The organism is Nitrospirota bacterium (assembly GCA_016207885.1).
Lineage (GTDB): Bacteria > Nitrospirota > Thermodesulfovibrionia > UBA6902 > UBA6902 > JACQZG01.
In genome coordinates this window covers 1-16901 of record JACQZE010000029.1, presented here as the reverse complement: position 1 = coordinate 16901, position 16901 = coordinate 1, and the positions used below count along the sequence as shown (strand labels likewise).

Sequence of the window (16901 nt, the reverse complement as noted above, 5' to 3'; positions counted from 1 at the left end):
TGAGTGCGAAAGGTGATTATTTGAAAAGTGGCATTAGTCACGCCTAATAGCTCAAATAGCCGCTGGCATACCAGGCGACCATCCACAATTTGAATATAATAATTATATGAAAAACACAAACACAAAAGCTGGAGAATCTAAAAGACCCGGTCCTGATCAGATGACCTCGGATGGTAGGAAATCATTTTTTGGTTTTTACAAGACTCATAGGTCTAGGGCTCTTATTGGTTTTTTGAGAGATGTTGCTAAAAGTGAGACTAATAATAAAACACTTTCAACGTACTTAGGAAGACGAAAAAGGATTAATTGTTTGATTATGGGCTGTTCGCATTGGGCGAATCCAAGAGATACAACAATTTTTTTGAAAAGTTTTAATAATAATTTAGATATTAATCTTGCCGTGTTAGATACATTGCCGGATGCTCTGTTAGAATGTGTTCAACATAACGTTGATTGTTTGCCTTTGATAATTCCTGCGCAAAAAACACCTTTTTTAGATGATTATTTTGATATTGTAGTTTCTGATTGTCTATTAACTTGCTGTAGTTTTGACCAACACGATCCAGTAATTAGAGAAATGAGTAGAGTCATAAAGAAAAACGGCATAGTTTTATTAGGTATCGCGCACTCTGAACAGAAAGTCACTTTTATAATGGAAGAACGCCCTATTGTAAATTATTGCAGACCACTTGCGGATTACAAGAAATTTTTTGGTAAATATGGCTTTGTCTTTCCGCCAAACTCTTCAGTTGAAACACGTCTTCCAGGAAAATGGAGTCAGATAAAAATAGCCAACGGTATTGTGCTGTGTACAAAGAATGGAGTCAGCCCTTGACATTTGACAAGGATGGACTATTCATAACAAGCAGGTCAAGCGGTCAAGCCGCTTACCTGCGCGTTATCTTCGTAAACATCTTCCTTGCCTCCGTAAGCTTCCCCATTATGTCGAAACCTCAAAGATGAGCTTCCGGCATTTTGCTTCAATATAGCAAATCCGCTATAATAATATCGTGAACTGGACGCTCACCTATTACAGTGAATCAGTGCAATAAGAAATCCTCGCCATGCCGGCAGGCTTTCTTGCCCGTTATCTCCGATATTCCGACAGGATGGAGATATTTGGTCCAGACCTGGGTATGCCGCACACGCGCGCATTGGGCGACGGCCTATTTGAGCTGCGGCTAAAAGCAGGGGAAGGAATTGCACGTGTCTTCTACTGCACAATGGTCGGCAAAAAGATCATGGTGCTTCACCAATTCATCAAAAAAACAGACAAGACACCGGCCAGAGAGATTGCAACAGCTCGACGGCGTATGAAGGAGGTAAAGAATGCTGACACACAAAGAACTTAAGTCTCGCGCGCTTGCTCGTACGGATGTTAAGGCCGAATATGATCGGCTCGATGAGGAGTTTGCCCTCTTCGACGAGTTTTTGAAGGCACGCACCGCAGCCGGTATCACTCAGGCGGAAGCCGCTGAACGTATCGGCACAACGCAGTCTGCTGTGGCACGCCTGGAATCCGGAAAAGGGAAGCATTCGCCGTCACTGGCGACGTTGCAGAAATATGCTCATGCCCTCGGTTATCGCCTTGAGTTGCGATTGATCAATGAGGCTGTAAAAGCAGGCGGCCTAACAAAGCACTCAGGTGGACGCACAAGAAAACTGCGCGCCGGTTAGATTGCACTTACTGAAAGATACAAACAAAAAAGGCCTGTGATCGCTCACAGGCCTTAAGATGATTTATATGAATTAAGCTTTACTTTTCTGTCGTCTCTGCTTTTGCAGCCTTTGCCTCTTTCTTCTTTGCCTTCTGCTCTATCTCCTCTTTGTTCTGGAGCTTCTCATAATCAACAAACTCAAGCACAGCCATTGAAGCATTGTCGCCTATCCTGTTGCGGGTCTGTAGCACTCTGAGGTAACCACTGGTGCGGCTTATCTTCGGTGCTATTTCATTAAAGAGCTTGGTGATGGAGTTCTCGTCGGGAATGGATGACATCGCAAGCCTTCTTGCATGAAGGTCTCCCTTCTTGCCAAGAGTGATTATCTTCTCAGCTATCTTCCTTGTCTCCTTTGCCTTGGCAACGGTCGTCTCTATCTTTAAGTGGGTTAAAAGTGATATTACCAAACCCCTCAAAAGTGCTTTCCTCTGCTTTGTGTTCCTTCCAAATCCTCTGCCTGCTACTTTATGACGCATGCTTGACTCCTTTGGCCTTCTCTAGTTTCTTCAACACATCAGGCTCGATCCTCATGTTAAAGTGCAGGCCCATCTTAGAAACTACCTCTTTTATCTCGTTGAGAGATTTTCTGCCGAAGTTTTTAGTCCTAAGCATCTCTGATTCTGTTCTCTGCACAAGATCGGCAATTGTATAAATATTTGCATTTTTAAGGCAGTTATTTGAACGTACTGAAAGCTCAAGTTCATCTACGCTTTTAAGAAGATTGTCATTGAATACACTCAGAGTACTGGGTTCTTCCTCTTCCTCCATCTCTTCTTCTGTAACATAATCATCATCTTCTTCTTCCTCAATAACAATTTCACCTGCGTCTGCAACTTCCTTTTTCACTTCCTCATCCATTGAAAAGAGAGAGATATGTTCATTTAGAATATTTGCAGCCTGTGAGAGAGCTTCTTGAGGAGTAATACTGCCATCGGTCCATATCTCCATGATTAGCTTATCAAAGTCGGTTGAACGGCCAACCCTGGCTCCCTCTATCCAGAAGTTGACCTTCCTGACAGGGGTGAATATAGAGTCGACCTTTATCATATCTACGGTTTCATCCTCACCGTGCACTTCATCAGGCACTCTGTAGCCAGTGCCCTTTTCAATCTTAAGTTCAGCAGTAAAATGCATCTTCTTATCAAGGGTTGCTATATGCTGATCAGGGGTAAGGACTTCGACATCTGCGCCGGTGATAATGTCCCTGCCCTTGACCTCAGCAGGCCCGTTTATCTCAATAGTTACGATCCTGGGTTCATCAGAATGCATCTTGAATCTGAGCTGCTTGATATTGAGTATGACATCAACAACGTCTTCTTTAAGTCCCTGCAGTGTGGAAAACTCATGAAGCACTCCAGGAATCTTTACGGAAGTAACCGCTGCCCCTTCAATGGAAGAAAGCAAAACCCTTCTTAATGCGTTACCAACAGTAGTGCCGTAGCCTCTTTCAAAAGGTTCAGCGATAAGCTTGCCGTATTTATGGTCGCTGCCTGAATCAAATATAACCCTTTCAGGAATGTTGAAACCTCGCTTTTTGAATTCCATCTGTCCTCCAAAATATGAAAAAAGTTAAAAGTTAAAAGCTAAAAATTAAAAAAACTATTAATAAACCCGGCATTAATAACTTTTAACTTAAGAATATTATAATTATTTCGAATAAAGCTCAACAATGAGCTGTTCCTGAACAGGAATATCTATTTCATCCCTTTCAGGAAGATGCAGAACCTTGCCCTTAAGGCCTTCAACATCCATTTCAAGCCAGGACAGTACTCCCCTCTGCTGAACTTTGTCCATGTTTTCCTGAATGATCTTGAACTTCTTGCCGGCATCACTGGGACTCACAACATCCCCCGCGCGAACAAGGTATGAAGATATATTTACAGGCTTGCCGTTAACGGTAAAGTGGCCATGTGTCACTAACTGTCTTGCCTGGTTGCGGTTTGCAGCAAAACCAAGACGGAAAACAACATTGTCAAGCCTGCTTTCAAGCAGTTGGAGAAGATTGCTTCCGGTAACCCCGCTCATTTTATCCGCCATGTAAAAATACTTCTTAAACTGACGCTCAAGCACACTGTAAGTTTCCTTGGCCTTCTGTTTTGCCCGTAACTGAACGGCATAGTCGGACATCTTCTTTCTTCGCTGGCCATGCTGTCCCGGAGAGTACTTCCTCCTCTCTACAGCGCATTTATCCATAAAACATCTGTCACCTTTAAGGAAGAGTTTCTCCCCTTCCCTTCTGCACAGCCTGCAGAGTGCTCCTGTGTACCTTGCCATTAGACTCTTCTCCTCTTCGGCGGCCTTGTGCCGTTATGCGGAACAGGCGTAATATCCCTTATAATATTAACCCCTAGTCCGGCTGATGACACAGCCCTGATTGCCGATTCCCTGCCTGCTCCAGGGCCCTTTACAAATATATCGACCTGGCGCATGCCAAATCCCATTGCCTTCTTTGCAGCATTTTCAGCAGTGATCTGCGCAGCATATGGCGTGCCTTTTCTTGAACCTTTAAAACCATGCGCGCCTGCTGAAGACCATGCGACAACATTGCCTGATTTATCAGTTATTGTAACTATTGTATTATTGAAAGTAGCCTGAATAAATACTGAACCTGAATGAACTGCTTTTTTCTCTTTCTTTCCGCCTCGCTTCTTCTGGGCCATTAATCCTCCAATCCTTATATATAATTACAATCTGGAAATTGTTTCAGTAAATATTATTTTTTCTGAAGCCCGCCAATAGATTTTTTAGCGCCCTTACGTGTGCGGGCATTAGTCTTTGTCCTTTGGCCTCTCGAAGGAAGTTTCAGTTTATGCCTGGTTCCCCTGTAACTGCCTATATCGCGCAGCCTCTTTATGTTCATGGCTACCTCACGCCTGAGATCACCCTCAACCGTAAAGTCTTTATCTATGGCAGCCCTTATCTTAATGCCTTCCTCGTCAGTAACGTCCTTAACTCTCTTGTTAGCGTCAACTCCGGCTTCCTTAAGTATATTCCTGGATGCGGTCTGCCCTATACCAAAGATTTTGGTTAGCCCTATTTCTATTCTCTCATTGTTTTGTAAATCTACTCCTGCTATTCTCACTTTCTCTCCTTAAAAAATATTATGAGTTAAGAGTTGAATGTTAACAGGCAAGTTAATTCTCAAATCTCAACTTGTTATCACCCTTGTCTCTGCTTATGTTTAGGATTGCTGCATATAACTCGCAGAATCCCTTCCCTCTTAATTACCTTGCATTTTGTACACATAGGTTTTACTGATGAACGCACTTTCATTTATCCCTCAATTATAAAATATTATTTTTTTAAGCTATCGCTTTGTTATTTATACCTGTATGTTATTCTGCCCTTAGAAAGGTCATAAGGGGAGAGAGCAACGGTTACCTTGTCACCGGGAAGTATTTTTATGAAATGCATGCGCATCTTCCCTGAAACATATGCCAGTATCTCCTGTCCATTCTCCAGTTCGACCTTGAACATGGCGTTGGGCAGATTCTTTAGAATGGTGCCCTGTACCTCTATTGACTCTTCCTTTGTCATTTTTAACTTGTAAGTATAAATAATTTAATGAAATTTAGTCAAGATTATCGGCCCGTTTTTAGTCACTGCAACAGTATGCTCAAAGTGGGCAGACAGGCGGCCGTCCCTGGTTACAGCTGTCCAACCATCCTTCAGCACATCCACTTTCCATGTTCCTGCATTTATCATCGGCTCAATTGCAAGTGTCATTCCTTCTCTCAAAAAAGGGCCTTGACCCGGCTTTCCAAAATTAGGAATCTGCGGATCTTCATGAAGTTCCCTGCCGATCCCATGCCCGACAAATTGCTTTACAACTGAGAAGCCATCGGCTTCAGCATGCTTCTGAACAGCATAAGAGATATCTGAAAGCCTGTTGCCAACAAGCGCTTTTTCAATCCCTTTATAAAGTGCTTCTTCTGTAGAAGACAGCAATTTACCGGCCTCTTGAGATATCTGCCCCACAGGCAAAGTTATGGCAGCGTCTCCATAAAAACCACCCTGGTACACGCCGACATCAATGCTGATTATATCACCCTCTTTTAATACAGCTGAACCTGGTATTCCGTGTACTACCTGATCATTCAGTGAAGTACAGAGTGTTGCAGGGTAGCCTTTATAACCCTTAAAAGCCGGCGTTGCCTTTTGTGACAAAATATACGATTCTGCAATTTGATCAAGTTCTTTTGTCGTCATCCCGGGAGCTATGCACTCCCTTATCTTCATGAGGACTTCAGCCACTATACGGCAAGCCAATGCCATCCTGTCTATTTCATCCTGAGACTTTAGAACTATCAATGATCGATACCAGTATCTTTAAAAAAGCGAAAAACTTAATGTCAAAATGTTCAGCCTCTCCTGCCGCGAATCCTGCCTTTCTTGAGAAAGCCGTCATATGAACGTGTAACAAGATGCGACTCCATCTGTGAAATGGTATCAAGCGCCACACCGACCACGATTAGAATGGATGTGCCGCCGAAATAGAATGGAACATTGAACCACGTTATGAGGAACTGGGGCAGCAGACATACCGATGCGAGATAGACAGCACCGCCAAAAGTAATCCTTGAAAGCACCTTAAAGATATGGTCAGATGTCTTCTGGCCGGGTCTCACGCCAGGTATAAACCCTCCGTGCTTCTTGAGGTTCTCTGCTATATCGACAGGATTAAATGTTATTGAAGCATAAAAATAGCAGAAAAAGAAGACCATTGCGGTAAAAGATATAGTATAGAACACGGATCCCGGAGCAAACTGGCCTGCAATTGATTGAACCCATGGAATAGATATAAATCCTGCGATAGTTGCAGGAAACATTAAAATAGAAGATGCGAAAATAGGAGGGATAACACCGGCAGTATTAATCTTTAACGGAAGGTGCGTATTCTGTCCGCCGTATACCTTTCTCCCTACAACCCTTTTGGCATATTGTATAGGTATCTTCCGCTGACCTCTTTCAATGAAGACAATAACAGCTATCACAGCAATCATCATAACTAACAAAAGCAGCATTAATATAAGGTTTATCTCTCCTGCCTTGATAAGAGATATTGAACTAATAACAGCATTTGGGAAGCCTGCGACTATTCCGGCATAGATTATAAGAGATATCCCGTTGCCGATGCCTCTTTCGGTTATCTGTTCGCCAAGCCACATGATAAAGGCAGTGCCTGAAGTCATTGTCAGCATAGTCATCAGCCTGAACGACCATCCCGGATCCTGCACAAAGGCGCCCTGATTCATGCTTTCAATACCAACTGCTATACCTAATGACTGAATGATACTTATAACTACCGTGCCGTATCTCGTATATTGTGTTATCTTCTTTCTTCCGCTTTCACCCTCTTTGGCCAATTTCCCAAGCGCCGGAACAACAACAGTTAGAAGCTGAAGTATTATCGAGGCGCTGATATAAGGCATTATGCCCAGCGCAAAGATAGTTGCCCTTGACAAGGCACCTCCGGAGAACATATCGAAGAATCCCATAAGGGCCCCGCCCCTGTCCAACAAAAACTTGCTGAGTTCCAAGCCGTCTATGCCGGGAGTCGGAATGTGTGCACCTATCCTGTAAACGGCCAATAGGCCAAGTGTGAAGAGTATCCTGCTCTTCAGTTCGGGGATTTTAAAGACATTTTGAAAGCTCGCAACTATGCTCATATTATTTCTCAGGCTAAATGAAATCTCAAGGAGTGTTTTGTATTACCCGGTCTTTTCAAACTCCGGGCCTTATATTGTTTCAGCATTGCCCTTTGCATTGGATATCTTTTCTTTAGCAGAAGCGCTGAAGGCATGAGCCTTTACATTAACAGGGTTTGTAAGCTCACCGGATCCGAGTATCTTTACAGGATTTGCGATATTCTTTATCAATCCCTTTTCCACAAGCACTTCAGGAGTTATCGGAGTATCAGTGATATCGTTTAATGCCCCGACGTTAACAACTGAATACTGCTCCTGAAAAATATTTGTGAATCCTCTCTTGGGAATCCTGCGCTGCAGAGGCATCTGTCCGCCTTCAAAACCCGGCCTTGTGCCGCCTCCGGTTCTTGCCTTCTGCCCCTTATGACCCTTACAAGCGGTCTTCCCGTGACCTGATCCAGGCCCTCTTCCAACCCTCTTTCTCTTCTTTCTGCTGCCCGGAACCGGTGCAAGATCTGATAATCTCATTAAATTTTCCTTTTTATCAAATAACTATATTAAAATCTTAACTTATTATTCTGATTCAGCAACTTCCAACATATGCGAGATCTTATGGATCATTCCTCTTATCGTAGGCTCATCCCTATGCAGTACTGTCTGATGGAGCTTTCTCAAACCAAGAGATCTTACGATCTTTCTCTGTTTTTCAGGTTTGCCTATCACACTTCGCTTTAATGTTATCTTAAGATTCTTCATTGGTTAATCCCTGCTCCTGTCCTTCTTCCGCCCTGCCAGCCCTTCTGAGGGTCGTATTGCTATCCTGCAGCTTTGTAAATCCGTCTATTGTTGCCCTTATCATATTAAAAGGATTTCTGCTGCCTAAAGACTTTGCAACTATGTTGCGGATCCCGGTCACTTCCATAACCGCTCTTACCGGCCCTCCGGCAATTAGTCCTGTCCCTGGCTTTCCCGGCTGAATAACTACTCTGCCGGCTCCGTAACTGCCTACTATCCTGTGCGGAATGGTACCGTTGTTAAGAGAAACCTTGATCAAGTTCTTTTTGGCATGTTCAATAGCCTTCCTGATAGCCTCGGGGACCTCTCCGGCTTTGCCTTTCCCAAACCCGACATAACCATTTTCATCACCGACAACAACAAGGGCACTGAAGGAAAATCTCCTTCCGCCTTTTACAACCTTGGCGACTCTATTAATAAAAACTACCTTGTCTTTCAGATTCAGACTTTCAGGGTTGATCCTACCCACTATGCCTCCAGAAAAAATTATATTTTAAATTTGTCAGTTTCAATTAAAATTCCAACCCGCCTTCTCTTGCCGCATCGGCAAGGGCTTTAACCCTTCCGTGATAAAGATAGCCGCCTCTGTCAAAAACAACACTCTTTATCCCTTTACTTGAAGCCCTCTCTGCAATGAGCAGGCCTACAACCTTTGCTGAATCAATATTCCCTCCGGACTTGATCTTTCCTTTGACATCCTTGTCCAGGCTTGATGCAGAAGCAACTGTCGTTCCGGAATAGTCATCTATCAGCTGCGCATATATATGATTACTGCTCCTGAAGACATTAAGCCTTGTCCTGGCTGCGGTACCGGCAATCTTCTTTCTGACTCTAAAATGTCTTTTCTTTCTTGGTTCCTGCCTCTTTAAGTTCAAAAAAACCTCCGGCTTATAACTCTTGATCTGTAATTAAAGTTTATAACGATCTCCAACCTACTTCCCTGTCTTGCCAGCCTTCAACTTGATCTGCTCACCTTCGAATCTTATGCCTTTGCCTTTATATGCATCCGGAGGCCTTATTGCTATTATATTTGCAGCCACCTGGCCTATCAGCTGTTTATCAATGCCAGTGAGCGTCAACAATGTCTGTTTCTTGTCAATCTCAGCGCTGATACCTTCCGGAAGAACAAACTCCACCGGATGTGAATATCCAATCGCAAAATTAATCTTATTCCCCTGTACCTGTGCCCTATAGCCGACCCCGATGATCTGAAGCACGATCTTGTAACCTTCGCTTACTCCCGTTACCATATTGGCGATAATACTTCTCGTCGTACCATGAAGCGACCTGACATCCTTTGAATCAGACGGCCTTTCTACAACAAGCACCTTATCCTGAAGAGAAACCTTCATCCGCGACGGAAAGTCCCATATCAATTGACCCTTAGGGCCCTTGACAGAGATATTGCTTCCCTGTATCTTGACGTCTACACCATTAGCTACATTTATCGGGGTTTTACCTATTCTAGACATTTTATCTCCAAAAAAATTAAAAGTTTAAAATTAAAAGTTAAAAGATTATAGAATGATAGTTACAGTCTTCACTCTTAACTTTAAACTTATAACCGTCTTTACCATACATTACAGAGAACCTCTCCACCGACTCTCTCTTTCCTGCACATATCATCAGAGAGGACACCCTTTGATGTTGAGATGATAGCTAAACCGACTCCGCCCATAACCTTTGGAATACTCGCGCTATCAACATAAACTCTTCTGCCCGGCTTGCTTATCCTCTTGAGGTCTGTTATCACCCTCTTATCCCCGCCAAAATACTTAAGAGAAATTCTGATGATCCCCTGTTTATTATCCTTTAAGACCTTGTAGCCCCTTATAAAGCCCTTTTCCTTAAGGATCTTGGTCATCTCAAGCTTAAGCTTTGAAGAAGGCATATCAACCTTTTCAAGCTTCGCCATATTACCATTCCTGATTCTTGTAAGCATATCTGCTATCGGATCTGTCATCATATATTTATACCTCTTACCAACTCGATTTTGTTACGCCAGGGATCATGCCTTTCAAGGCAAGCGTCCTGAAGCATATTCTGCACATTCCGAATTCCCTGAGAAAACCGTTAGGCCTTCCGCATAGACGGCATCTGTGATATGCCCTGACCTTGAACTTCGGCGTCCTTTTCGATTTCTCAACCAAACACTTCTTTGCCATAAAACTCCCTTGTCTCAGTTAACGTTTTTATTAATAAAAGGCATGCCTAAATGCTTTAGTAACGCCCTTCCCTGTGCATCGGTTTTCGCAGATGTAACAATGACCACGTTCATACCGTGAGTGCTCGCTATCTTGTCATAATTGATCTCCGGGAATATTATCTGTTCCTTTACACCGAACGAAAAGTTACCCCTGCCGTCAAATGATTTCGGAGAGACACCGTTAAAATCCCTTATCCTCGGCAAAGCAAGAGATATGAACTTATCAAGAAAATCATACATCCTGTCGCCCCTGAGAGTTACCTTGGCGCCTATGGACATCCCTTCCCTCAGCTTAAATGTTGCGATGGATTTCTTGGCCTTTGTTATAACAGGCGCCTGTCCCGTAATAGTGGCTAATTCTTTTACTGCGGCGTCAAGGAGTTTGATCTCCTGAATCGCCTCACCCATCCCCACATTAAGGACAATAGATGTTATCCGCGGCACCTGCATGACATTCTTAAAGGAAAACTCCTTCATCAGAATGGATACGACCTCTTTATTATATTTCTCTCTTAATCTGCTCATCAGCGCTACTAAATAACCTCCCCGCACTTATTGCATGTCCGGACTTTAGTTCCGTTCTCAAGTATCTTGTGTCCTATTCTTACAGGCTTATCGCATTTTGAGCAGACGAGCATTACATTGGACAGATTCATAGGAGCCTCTTTTTCTATGATTCCGCCCTGCTTGTATTTATTATTCGGCTTCATATGTTTCTTGATCATGTTGATGCTTTCGATAACGAGCCTGTCCTTGCCCGGGTCAACTTCAAGAACCCTGCCTCTCTTGCCTTTATCATCACCGGCTATAACCAGTATCGTATCTTCTTTTTTTATACCTAATCCCACAACTGCTCCTTTAATTTATAAGACCTCTGGGGCAAGAGAGATGATCTTCATGTAATCTTTCCATCTTAACTCCCTTGCAACCGGTCCAAATATTCTTGTGCCGACAGGCTCCCCCTCAGCATTGATTAAAACAGCGGCATTCTGGTCAAACCTTATGTAGGAACCGTCCTGCCTCCGCAACTCTTTTTTAGTCCTGACAACAACCGCCTTCATTACAGTTCCCTTCTTTACATTACTGTTAGCTATCGCCTCTTTTACTGAAACAACGATCCTGTCACCAATTCTGGCATATCTCCTGCGAGAACCGCCGGAAACCCTGATGCACATCACCTTTTTTGCTCCTGAATTGTCAGCAACATCCAATACTGTCTGAACCTGTATCATTCGCTTCCTCTTTTGACTATCTCAGTCACTTTCCATCTCTTGTCTTTGCTTATAGGCCTTGATTCAGTTATCTGCACCTTGTCACCAATCTTACACTGATTCTCCTCATCATGCGCCTTGAACTTTGACACCTTCGTCACGGTCTTCTTATAAAGAGGGTGCTGTGTAACCCGGGTAACAGCAACAACAACTGTCTTATCCATCTTGTCGCTCAGTACTTCGCCTGTATAGTTTTTTCTTGGCATATATATTTCTCTCTAATAAATTATTTGCTGGCCCTTGATTTATAACCGGATACAGTTAAGACCCTTGCAATTCCCTTTTTTACCTGATTTATCCTCATAGGGTTCTCTATCTCACCGGTCACCTTCTGAAACCTTAGATTAAAAAGTTCCTTTCTGAGATCATGCTCTTCATGCCTGAGTTCTTCAACAGTCATGTCACGCAGTTCGGAGGATTTCTTCATAATACATCTCCTCTCTTGACAAATTTTGTAGCGATAGCAAGTTTATGTGAGGCAAGCCTAAGTGCTTCTTTTGCCAGTTCTTCACTGACACCTGATATCTCATACATGACCCTCCCAGGCTTCACCACGGCAACCCACACACCAGACAAAGCGCCTTTACCTTTACCCATTCTTGTTTCTGCAGGCTTTTTGGTAAGAGGCTTGTCAGGAAATATCCTTATCCAGAGTTTACAGCCTCTCTTGGCATGCCTTGATATCGCGATCCTCGCAGACTCTATCTGGCGGTTAGTGACCCAGCCGGGTTCAAGCGCTTTAAGCCCGTACTCGCCGAAAGATATTGACGAGCCCCTGTAGGCCTTACCGTTCATATTGCCCTTCATCATCTTTCTGAATTTAACTTTTTTTGGCATTAACATGGCTAATTTCCCTTAACTTACTGTGTCTCCGCTTGCAATTTCTGCCAAAGCGGGTTTCTCTAAAATATCACCTCTGTATATCCAGACCTTAACGCCTATTCTTCCAAAAGTGGTCTTGGCCTCAGCAGTCCCGTAATCAATGTCAGACCTGAATGTGTGCAATGGCACCCTTCCTTCACGGTACCACTCTGACCTGGCTATTTCTGCGCCTCCAAGCCTGCCGCCACACATAACTTTTATGCCCAATGCTCCGAACCTGCGGGCAGTTGTAACAGACTTCTTCATCGCCCTCCTGAACATTATCCTCTTCTCCAGTTGAAGCGCAATATTTTCTGCTACAAGCTGGGCATCAAGTTCAGGTTTTCTTACCTCTTTTATATCTATAGAAACCTTCTTGCCTGTCATATCTTCAAGGGTCTTCTTCAGCTTATCGACCTCAGCTCCCCTTTTGCCGATGATGATCCCAGGGCGTGCTGTCTGAATAATGACCTTCAGCTTCTGCCCTGCTCTCTCGATCTCAACCTTGGGCACGCCGGCATGAAAGAGCGAGTCCTTGATGAACTTCTGTATGGCAAGATCTTCGTGAAGCAACTCTACATAGTCTTTCTTTGCGAACCATTTCGAGTTCCACGTCTTAATTATTCCGAGCCTTATTCCTATCGGATGTGCCTTCTGCCCCAAAATTATTCCTCCGATCCTATTCTTCCAGAATTAAAGTTATATGACTTGATCTCTTTCTTATCACATCAGCCCTGCCCATGGCACGAGGCATCATTCTTTTCATTACCGGACCCTGATCAATAAACACCTTTGCAACTCTCATTGACTCAGGATCGGCAACCTTCTTCTGCTCTGCGTTAGCAACAGCAGACCTGAGTATCTTCGATACGATCCTTGCGGGACTGTGAGGAAGGAACTTGAGGCTTACAAGAGCATCGCCCGCTGTCTTCCCTTTAATCAAATCTGTTACTCTCCTGACCTTCCTGGGAGAGATCCTTGCGTATCTTAATAGCGCTTTAGATTCCATAGTTATTTCTTCTTTGCCACTTCTTTCTTGGCGCCTGAATGTGCTCTGAATGTCCTTGTCGGAGAAAATTCACCGAGTTTGTGCCCAACCATGTTCTCTGTAACATATACCGGAATAAATTTATTGCCATTATGAACTGCAAATGTAAAACCGATGAACTCAGGGACTATCGTTGACCTTCTATACCAGGTCTTTATGATCTTCTTGTCATTCTTTTCGGTCATCATAAGAACCTTCTTCATGAGTTTAGCATCTACATACGGCCCTTTTTTCAGTGATCTTGCCAAGGTCTGTCCTCCATTCCTCTAACTGCTTTTTTTCGATTATTTCTTTCTTCTCCTGACAATGAACTTGTCAGTCTTCTTGTTGTGCCTGGTCTTGATGCCCTCAGGCTTGCCCCATGGCGAGCATGGCGGCCTGCCGCCTGATGTCCTGCCCTCGCCGCCGCCGAGAGGATGGTCAACAGGGTTCATGACTACACCCCTCACACCGGGCCTCTTGCCTAACCATCTGTTCCTGCCCGCCTTGCCGAGGGATATGTTCTCTCTCTCAACATTGCCAACCTGTCCAACGGTGGCTATACAGCCTGACGGAATAAGCCTTACCTCTGAAGACGAAAGCTTTATGTGGCACATATCCTTATCCTTTGCAACGAGCTGCGCATATGAACCCGCGCTCCGGGCAATGGAACCGCCTTCCCCGGGCCTGAGCTCTATGTTATGGATAATAGTTCCCAAAGGAATGCTGCTTACAGGCAATGCATTTCCGTTCTTTATCTCTGCATCCTTGCCTGACATAAGCTTATCGCCTACCTGAACACCTAATGGTGTAAGTATATATCTCCTCTCGCCGTCGGCATACCGGAGAAGACTTATACGCGATGTCCTGTTCGGATCATATTCAATCGTCTCAACTACGCACGGTATATTTACCTTATCACGCTTAAAGTCAATGATCCTGTAAGCCCTTTTATGGCCTCCGCCCTTAAGCCATGATGTTATACGCCCCTTGTTATTCCTCCCGCCTGACTTCTTTATCGGGAGAACAAGCGGCTTATATGGTTTTGTCTCAGTGATCTCTGCAAAGTCAAAACCGCTTTTAAAACGTGAACCCGGTGATGTTGGTTTATATTTTTTTATTGCCATTTAAGCACCTTCGACAAAATCGAATTTCTCCCCTTCTTTTAATGTGACCAAAGCCTTCTTCCAGTCAGATCTCTTGCCTGCGTATCTGCCAAGACGCTTCTTTTTCCCTTTACAGTTGACCGTCCTGACAGAATCCACTTTTACTTTCAGGATTCCTTCGACCGCCTTTTTTATCTCTATTTTATTCGAGGCCTTGCTGACCTTGAACAATATCACATTATTAGCCTCTTTAAGCAGAGACCCCTTTTCCGTTAAAAGCGGGCCATGAAGAACACTATATTCTTTGCTCATCCCAGATATATCTCCTTGATCCGTTCAACAGCTCCCTTAAGAATCATAACTTTTTCATGATTGAGTATTGAATAAACATTAAGCTCACTCGCCCTTGCCACATGAACATTAGGAATATTTCCCGCTGAAAGCTCAAGGGCATTATCTTTTTCAGGTATAACTATCAGAACGCTCTTTTCAACACCCATCGCTTTGAGTATACTTGCAAGTTCCTTTGTCTTAGGCGTGGCAATAGGAAGACTATCAACAATTAATACTTCCCCGTCAACTACTTTTGCAGAAAGAGCCGCACTCAGCGCCCCCCATTTTACCTTTTTAGGGAGCTTATATGAATAGTCCCTGGGCTTCGGCCCGAAAACAGTACCGCCGCCTCTCCAGACTGGAGACCTGCTGCTTCCTGCCCTGGCCCTGCCGGTACCCTTCTGCTTATAAGGCTTTTTGCCTCCGCCGCTGACTTCGCCTTTTGTCTTTGTACAAGCATTTCCCTGACGCTTATTTGCAAGATAATTACGGACAACATCATGAAGGATTCCGTTTTTGATCTCGACACCAAATATGTCATCAGGCAGATCCATCTTACTCACTGCTATATTTTCTTTATTCAATACGTCTATCTGTGGCATCAGCCTTTATTCTCCTTAACAGCCAGATCAGGCATTGGAGCATTGGAACCAATCACTACATAATTCCCGTTTGCCCCCGGAACTGCACCTTTTACAAGTAAAAGATTCAGTTCCTTCTTTATATCAACAACCTCAATGTTCATTGTTGTAACCTTTACATTGCCCATCTGCCCTGGAAGCCCCTTGTTCTTCCAAACCCTTGAGGGATAAGAACTGGCTCCCATAGAACCTGGCGCCCTCTTGAACATAGAGCCGTGAGATGCCGGGCCTCCTCCGTAGTTATGTCTCTTCATAACTCCCTGAAAGCCTTTACCTTTGGAAGTCCCTGAGATGTTGACGATATCCCCCTTTGAAAAAATATCAACGGTTATGTCATCCCCTTCTTTCAATCCTTCCATATTAAACTCTCTCAAGAAACGGTAAGCCGGTGATGATGTCTTACTGAAATGTCCAAGCATGGGTTTTGTTACATTTTTTTCTTTGCGATTAGGATCGAAACCGATCTGTACAGTAATATAGCCGTCTTTATCCTTATTTTTGGATTGCGTTACCCTGCACGGACCTGCTTCTATTACAGTCACCGGGACAAGCTGCCCGTCATCCATAAACACCTGAGTCATTCCTATTTTTTTTCCAAGAATTGCTTTCATAATTTTATCTCAACATCTACCCCTGCGGATAGATCAAGTTTCATAAGTGCATCCACTGTCTGTGAAGTCGGTTCAAGAATATCTATCAGTCTTTTATGGGTCCTGATCTCAAACTGCTCCCTTGACTTCTTGTCAACATGAGGACCCCTGAGCACAGTGATCTTGCGGATCTTGGTCGGCAAAGGCACCGGACCTGAAATCTTTGCGCCTGTACGTTTTGCCGTCTCAACTATCTCTTTAACAGACTGATCCAGCAGCCTGTGATCATACGCTTTTAGATTGATTCTTATCTTTTCGTTCATATTCTCCTGCTACCGGCTCTCAATATATTATTCAATGACCTTTGCGACAACACCTGCTCCAACTGTCCTTCCGCCCTCTCTCACAGCAAACCTCAATCCCTCTTCCATCGCTATATTGCTTATGAGCTCAACTTCTATATTGACGTTGTCTCCGGGCATTACCATCTCTACTCCCTCAGGCAGCTGCGCTATTCCCGTTACGTCCGTCGTCCTGAAGTAAAACTGCGGCCTGTATCCTTTGAAGAACGGCGTATGCCTTCCGCCCTCTTCTTTTGTAAGTATGTATACTTCCGCATTGAACTTCTTGTGCGGGGTTATGCTCCCTGGCTTTGCCAATACCATGCCTCTTTCAACTTCGTCTTTGGCCGTTCCCCTGAGAAGC

General features: G+C 44.0%; 33 protein-coding genes and 1 pseudogene. 3 read left to right on the top strand and 31 right to left on the bottom strand.

Features of this window, described 5'->3' with window-relative positions; translation table 11 throughout:
• Window positions 1-106: 106 nt before the first annotated feature.
• From HY807_11790 to HY807_11780, 3 genes and pseudogenes are all read left to right on the top strand, one after another.
• A complete protein-coding gene (locus HY807_11790) occupies window positions 107-835 on the top strand; it encodes a methyltransferase domain-containing protein (protein ID MBI4827079.1) in 729 nt (242 codons plus the stop codon).
• A 175-nt stretch (window positions 836-1010) separates the two neighbouring features.
• Window positions 1011-1352: pseudogene (locus HY807_11785) on the top strand (type II toxin-antitoxin system RelE/ParE family toxin).
• Window positions 1330-1677, top strand: a complete 348-nt coding sequence (locus tag HY807_11780; protein ID MBI4827078.1) for a helix-turn-helix transcriptional regulator — start codon at window positions 1330-1332, stop codon at window positions 1675-1677. The pseudogene HY807_11785 and the gene HY807_11780 overlap by 23 nt, the downstream one beginning before the upstream one ends.
• Window positions 1678-1756: 79 nt before the next feature.
• On the opposite strand, the gene rplQ is transcribed toward HY807_11780, so the two are convergent.
• From rplQ to tuf, 31 genes are all read right to left on the bottom strand, one after another.
• Window positions 1757-2194, bottom strand: coding sequence for a 50S ribosomal protein L17 (gene rplQ / locus HY807_11775; protein ID MBI4827077.1), 438 nt, complete (start codon window positions 2192-2194; stop codon window positions 1757-1759).
• Entirely contained in the window at window positions 2184-3263 is a 1080-nt protein-coding gene (locus tag HY807_11770; protein ID MBI4827076.1) for a DNA-directed RNA polymerase subunit alpha, read from the bottom strand. Before HY807_11770 ends, rplQ begins: the two co-directional genes overlap by 11 nt.
• A gap of 102 nt (window positions 3264-3365) precedes the next feature.
• Window positions 3366-3992: a 30S ribosomal protein S4 gene (gene rpsD / locus HY807_11765; GenBank protein ID MBI4827075.1), complete on the bottom strand. Its 627-nt coding sequence runs from the start codon at window positions 3990-3992 to the stop codon at window positions 3366-3368.
• Window positions 3992-4378 (bottom strand): 30S ribosomal protein S11, encoded by a 387-nt coding sequence (rpsK, locus tag HY807_11760; GenBank protein MBI4827074.1) that lies wholly within the window; start codon window positions 4376-4378, stop codon window positions 3992-3994. Before rpsK ends, rpsD begins: the two co-directional genes overlap by 1 nt.
• A 53-nt stretch (window positions 4379-4431) precedes the next feature.
• The gene (gene rpsM / locus HY807_11755; protein MBI4827073.1) at window positions 4432-4800 is read right to left on the bottom strand and encodes a 30S ribosomal protein S13; all 369 of its coding nucleotides are present in this window, start codon (window positions 4798-4800) and stop codon (window positions 4432-4434) included.
• A 77-nt stretch (window positions 4801-4877) separates the two neighbouring features.
• On the bottom strand, window positions 4878-4991 hold the full coding sequence (gene rpmJ / locus HY807_11750) for a 50S ribosomal protein L36 (protein ID MBI4827072.1): 114 nt from the start codon (window positions 4989-4991) through the stop codon (window positions 4878-4880).
• A 45-nt stretch (window positions 4992-5036) separates the two neighbouring features.
• A complete protein-coding gene (gene infA / locus HY807_11745) occupies window positions 5037-5255 on the bottom strand; it encodes a translation initiation factor IF-1 (protein ID MBI4827071.1) in 219 nt (72 codons plus the stop codon).
• Window positions 5256-5279: 24 nt separating this feature from the next.
• Complete coding sequence (map, locus tag HY807_11740) at window positions 5280-6029, bottom strand: type I methionyl aminopeptidase (GenBank protein ID MBI4827070.1); 750 nt, start codon at window positions 6027-6029, stop codon at window positions 5280-5282.
• Between the two features lie 50 nt (window positions 6030-6079).
• On the bottom strand, window positions 6080-7387 hold the full coding sequence (gene secY / locus HY807_11735) for a preprotein translocase subunit SecY (protein MBI4827069.1): 1308 nt from the start codon (window positions 7385-7387) through the stop codon (window positions 6080-6082).
• A 69-nt stretch (window positions 7388-7456) separates the two neighbouring features.
• Window positions 7457-7894, bottom strand: a complete 438-nt coding sequence (gene rplO, locus HY807_11730) for a 50S ribosomal protein L15 (GenBank protein ID MBI4827068.1) — start codon at window positions 7892-7894, stop codon at window positions 7457-7459.
• A gap of 45 nt (window positions 7895-7939) precedes the next feature.
• Complete coding sequence (rpmD, locus tag HY807_11725) at window positions 7940-8122, bottom strand: 50S ribosomal protein L30 (protein ID MBI4827067.1); 183 nt, start codon at window positions 8120-8122, stop codon at window positions 7940-7942.
• On the bottom strand, window positions 8109-8633 hold the full coding sequence (gene rpsE / locus HY807_11720; GenBank protein MBI4827066.1) for a 30S ribosomal protein S5: 525 nt from the start codon (window positions 8631-8633) through the stop codon (window positions 8109-8111). Before rpsE ends, rpmD begins: the two co-directional genes overlap by 14 nt.
• Before the next feature lie 40 nt (window positions 8634-8673).
• Window positions 8674-9036 carry a 50S ribosomal protein L18 gene (locus HY807_11715; protein ID MBI4827065.1) on the bottom strand — a complete coding sequence of 121 codons (363 nt, stop codon included), beginning with the start codon at window positions 9034-9036 and terminating at the stop codon, window positions 8674-8676.
• 57 nt (window positions 9037-9093) lie between these two features.
• The gene (gene rplF / locus HY807_11710) at window positions 9094-9633 is read right to left on the bottom strand and encodes a 50S ribosomal protein L6 (protein MBI4827064.1); all 540 of its coding nucleotides are present in this window, start codon (window positions 9631-9633) and stop codon (window positions 9094-9096) included.
• A gap of 98 nt (window positions 9634-9731) precedes the next feature.
• A complete protein-coding gene (gene rpsH / locus HY807_11705) occupies window positions 9732-10127 on the bottom strand; it encodes a 30S ribosomal protein S8 (protein MBI4827063.1) in 396 nt (131 codons plus the stop codon).
• Window positions 10128-10140: 13 nt separating this feature from the next.
• Window positions 10141-10326, bottom strand: a complete 186-nt coding sequence (locus HY807_11700) for a type Z 30S ribosomal protein S14 (GenBank protein MBI4827062.1) — start codon at window positions 10324-10326, stop codon at window positions 10141-10143.
• Window positions 10327-10340: 14 nt separating this feature from the next.
• Window positions 10341-10892 (bottom strand): 50S ribosomal protein L5, encoded by a 552-nt coding sequence (gene rplE, locus HY807_11695; GenBank protein MBI4827061.1) that lies wholly within the window; start codon window positions 10890-10892, stop codon window positions 10341-10343.
• 8 nt (window positions 10893-10900) lie between these two features.
• Window positions 10901-11215 carry a 50S ribosomal protein L24 gene (locus HY807_11690; protein MBI4827060.1) on the bottom strand — a complete coding sequence of 105 codons (315 nt, stop codon included), beginning with the start codon at window positions 11213-11215 and terminating at the stop codon, window positions 10901-10903.
• A 15-nt stretch (window positions 11216-11230) separates the two neighbouring features.
• Window positions 11231-11599, bottom strand: a complete 369-nt coding sequence (gene rplN, locus HY807_11685; protein ID MBI4827059.1) for a 50S ribosomal protein L14 — start codon at window positions 11597-11599, stop codon at window positions 11231-11233.
• Entirely contained in the window at window positions 11596-11844 is a 249-nt protein-coding gene (gene rpsQ, locus HY807_11680) for a 30S ribosomal protein S17 (protein MBI4827058.1), read from the bottom strand. Before rpsQ ends, rplN begins: the two co-directional genes overlap by 4 nt.
• A 20-nt stretch (window positions 11845-11864) precedes the next feature.
• A complete protein-coding gene (gene rpmC / locus HY807_11675) occupies window positions 11865-12065 on the bottom strand; it encodes a 50S ribosomal protein L29 (protein MBI4827057.1) in 201 nt (66 codons plus the stop codon).
• On the bottom strand, window positions 12062-12481 hold the full coding sequence (gene rplP, locus HY807_11670; GenBank protein ID MBI4827056.1) for a 50S ribosomal protein L16: 420 nt from the start codon (window positions 12479-12481) through the stop codon (window positions 12062-12064). The genes rpmC and rplP overlap by 4 nt, the downstream gene beginning before the upstream one ends.
• Window positions 12482-12493: 12 nt before the next feature.
• Window positions 12494-13162 carry a 30S ribosomal protein S3 gene (gene rpsC, locus HY807_11665; GenBank protein MBI4827055.1) on the bottom strand — a complete coding sequence of 223 codons (669 nt, stop codon included), beginning with the start codon at window positions 13160-13162 and terminating at the stop codon, window positions 12494-12496.
• 16 nt (window positions 13163-13178) lie between these two features.
• The gene (gene rplV / locus HY807_11660; GenBank protein ID MBI4827054.1) at window positions 13179-13508 is read right to left on the bottom strand and encodes a 50S ribosomal protein L22; all 330 of its coding nucleotides are present in this window, start codon (window positions 13506-13508) and stop codon (window positions 13179-13181) included.
• A gap of 2 nt (window positions 13509-13510) precedes the next feature.
• On the bottom strand, window positions 13511-13795 hold the full coding sequence (gene rpsS, locus HY807_11655; protein ID MBI4827053.1) for a 30S ribosomal protein S19: 285 nt from the start codon (window positions 13793-13795) through the stop codon (window positions 13511-13513).
• A 36-nt stretch (window positions 13796-13831) separates the two neighbouring features.
• Window positions 13832-14653: a 50S ribosomal protein L2 gene (gene rplB, locus HY807_11650; protein ID MBI4827052.1), complete on the bottom strand. Its 822-nt coding sequence runs from the start codon at window positions 14651-14653 to the stop codon at window positions 13832-13834.
• Window positions 14654-14944 (bottom strand): 50S ribosomal protein L23, encoded by a 291-nt coding sequence (gene rplW, locus HY807_11645; GenBank protein MBI4827051.1) that lies wholly within the window; start codon window positions 14942-14944, stop codon window positions 14654-14656. It lies immediately after the preceding gene.
• On the bottom strand, window positions 14941-15567 hold the full coding sequence (gene rplD, locus HY807_11640; GenBank protein MBI4827050.1) for a 50S ribosomal protein L4: 627 nt from the start codon (window positions 15565-15567) through the stop codon (window positions 14941-14943). The genes rplW and rplD overlap by 4 nt, the downstream gene beginning before the upstream one ends.
• A complete protein-coding gene (gene rplC, locus HY807_11635) occupies window positions 15567-16220 on the bottom strand; it encodes a 50S ribosomal protein L3 (GenBank protein MBI4827049.1) in 654 nt (217 codons plus the stop codon). The genes rplD and rplC overlap by 1 nt, the downstream gene beginning before the upstream one ends.
• Window positions 16214-16519 (bottom strand): 30S ribosomal protein S10, encoded by a 306-nt coding sequence (rpsJ, locus tag HY807_11630; protein ID MBI4827048.1) that lies wholly within the window; start codon window positions 16517-16519, stop codon window positions 16214-16216. The genes rplC and rpsJ overlap by 7 nt, the downstream gene beginning before the upstream one ends.
• 27 nt (window positions 16520-16546) lie before the next feature.
• The coding region (gene tuf, locus HY807_11625; protein ID MBI4827047.1) for an elongation factor Tu at window positions 16547-16901 on the bottom strand (355 nt) is incomplete at its 5' end.